This is a genomic window from Clostridium sardiniense (assembly GCF_016907995.1).
In the GTDB taxonomy this organism is placed as follows: Bacteria; Bacillota; Clostridia; order Clostridiales; family Clostridiaceae; genus Clostridium; species Clostridium sardiniense.
This window is the reverse complement of record NZ_JAFBDA010000050.1, coordinates 1-2,599: the sequence shown is the minus strand read 5'-3', so window position 1 is coordinate 2,599 and position 2,599 is coordinate 1. Positions and strand designations below refer to the sequence as shown.

Below are 2,599 nucleotides of genomic sequence, written 5' to 3'. Positions count from 1 at the left end.
CCGCACAAGTAGCGGAGCATGTGGTTTAATTCGAAGCAACGCGAAGAACCTTACCTAGACTTGACATCTTCTGCATTACCCTTAATCGGGGAAGTTCCTTCGGGAACAGAATGACAGGTGGTGCATGGTTGTCGTCAGCTCGTGTCGTGAGATGTTGGGTTAAGTCCCGCAACGAGCGCAACCCCTATTGTTAGTTGCTACCATTAAGTTGAGCACTCTAGCGAGACTGCCCGGGTTAACCGGGAGGAAGGTGGGGATGACGTCAAATCATCATGCCCCTTATGTCTAGGGCTACACACGTGCTACAATGGCAAGTACAGAGAGATGCAATACCGTGAGGTGGAGCTAAACTTCAAAACTTGTCTCAGTTCGGATTGTAGGCTGAAACTCGCCTACATGAAGCTGGAGTTACTAGTAATCGCGAATCAGCATGTCGCGGTGAATACGTTCCCGGGCCTTGTACACACCGCCCGTCACACCATGAGAGTTGGCAATACCCAAAGTTCGTGAGCTAACCGTAAGGAGGCAGCGACCTAAGGTAGGGTCAGCGATTGGGGTGAAGTCGTAACAAGGTAGCCGTAGGAGAACCTGCGGCTGGATCACCTCCTTTCTATGGAGAATTCAGTTAACAAGATGATTAACTGGTATATTAAAAAATTCGAAATTCGGATTTCTTACCGAAAAGAAGGTTTTTAAATGGTTTCTGTTCAGTTTTGAGAGATGCAAATCTCTTAATTATGTGGGGGTATAGCTCAGTTGGGAGAGCACCTGCCTTGCACGCAGGGGGTCAAGAGTTCGAATCTCTTTATCTCCACCACATATGGGTCTATAGCTCAGCTGGTTAGAGCGCACGCCTGATAAGCGTGAGGTCGGTGGTTCGAGTCCACTTAGACCCACCAATGTTCTTTGAAAATTGCACATGAATATAAATTGTTGATACAACAAGCCAAGAAATAAAGTATTTATTAAATACTATTCTTTGTGAGAACCAAAATTGTGATGATTTTGAAAAATTGACTAAATAGGTCAAGCTACAAAGGGCGTATGGTGAATGCCTTGGCATCAGGAGCCGATGAAGGACGTGATAAGCTGCGATAAGCTTCGGGTAGGCGCACATAGCCAGAGATCCGAAGATTTCCGAATGAGGAAACTCACATGGGTTAACCCCATGTATCGTATAGTGAATACATAGCTATATGAAGGTAACCTAGGGAACTGAAACATCTAAGTACCTAGAGGAAGAGAAAGAAAAATCGATTTTCTTAGTAGCGGCGAGCGAAAAGGAATGAGCCCAAACCAAAGATTTATCTTTGGGGTTGCGGACAGAACATTAAGAGGAAGTTATTGATAATCGAACACAACTGGAAAGTTGGACCGTAGAGAGTAATAGTCTCGTAGATGAAATTGATAATTACTAAGTTCTGATCCAGAGTACCACGAGACACGTGAAACCTTGTGGGAAGCAGGGAGGACCACCTCCCAAGGCTAAATACTACCTGATGACCGATAGTGAAGCAGTACCGTGAGGGAAAGGTGAAAAGAACCCCGGGAGGGGAGTGAAATAGAACCTGAAACCGTATGCCTACAACCGATCAAAGCCCCTTATGAGGGTGATGATGTGCTTTTTGTAGAACGAGCCAACGAGTTACGGTATGTAGCAAGGTTAAGTACTTAAGGTACGGAGCCGAAGGGAAACCAAGTCTTAATAGGGCGACTAGTTGCATGCTGTAGACCCGAAACCGGGTGACCTATCCATGGCCAGGTTGAAGCGAGGGTAAAACCTCGTGGAGGACCGAACCACGTTGCTGTTGAAAAAGCATGGGATGAGCTGTGGATAGCGGAGAAATTCCAATCGAACTCGGAGATAGCTGGTTCTCCTCGAAATAGCTTTAGGGCTAGCGTCGAATGATATGAGTAGTGGAGGTAGAGCACTGAATGGGCTAGGGGGCATAGCGCTTACCGAACCTTATCAAACTCCGAATGCCACATACTTTTAATTCGGCAGTCAGACTACGAATGATAAGATCCGTGGTCAAAAGGGAAACAGCCCAGATCGTCAGCTAAGGTCCCAAAGTGTAAGTTAAGTGGGAAAGGATGTGGGATTTCTAAGACAACTAGGATGTTGGCTTAGAAGCAGCCACTCATTGAAAGAGTGCGTAATAGCTCACTAGTCGAGAGATCCTGCGCCGAAAATGTAACGGGGCTAAACTTACCACCGAAGCTACGGGTTCACACATTAGTGTGAGCGGTAGAGGAGCGTTGTAATCGGGCTGAAGTCGTACCGTAAGGAGCGGTGGACTGATTACAAGTGAGAATGTTGGCATCAGTAGCGAGATGTGGGTGAGAATCCCACAGGCCGAAAATCTAAGGTTTCCTCAGGAAGGTTCGTCCGCTGAGGGTTAGTCGGGACCTAAGCCGAGGCCGAAAGGCGTAGGTGATGGACAATCGGTTGATATTCCGATACCACTATTATCGTTATTATCGATGGTGTGACGGAGAAGGATAGGATGTGCTAGCTATTGGATGCTAGTCTAAGCGTTTAGGGAGTTAAGGTAGGCAAATCCGCTTTAACAATCCTGAGGCGTGATGGGGAAGGTTC

2 tRNA genes and 2 rRNA genes are annotated in these 2,599 nt (G+C 46.7%); all 4 read left to right on the top strand.

Annotation, left to right across the window (positions count from 1 at the left end):
• A 16S ribosomal RNA gene (locus tag JOC62_RS19040) occupies positions 1-610 on the top strand; the annotation flags it as partial.
• Between the two features lie 131 nt (positions 611-741).
• A tRNA-Ala gene (locus tag JOC62_RS19035) sits at positions 742-817 on the top strand.
• Positions 818-822: 5 nt separating this feature from the next.
• Positions 823-899, top strand: a tRNA-Ile gene (locus JOC62_RS19030).
• A 125-nt stretch (positions 900-1,024) separates the two neighbouring features.
• Positions 1,025-2,599 (top strand): 23S ribosomal RNA (locus JOC62_RS19025); the annotation flags it as partial.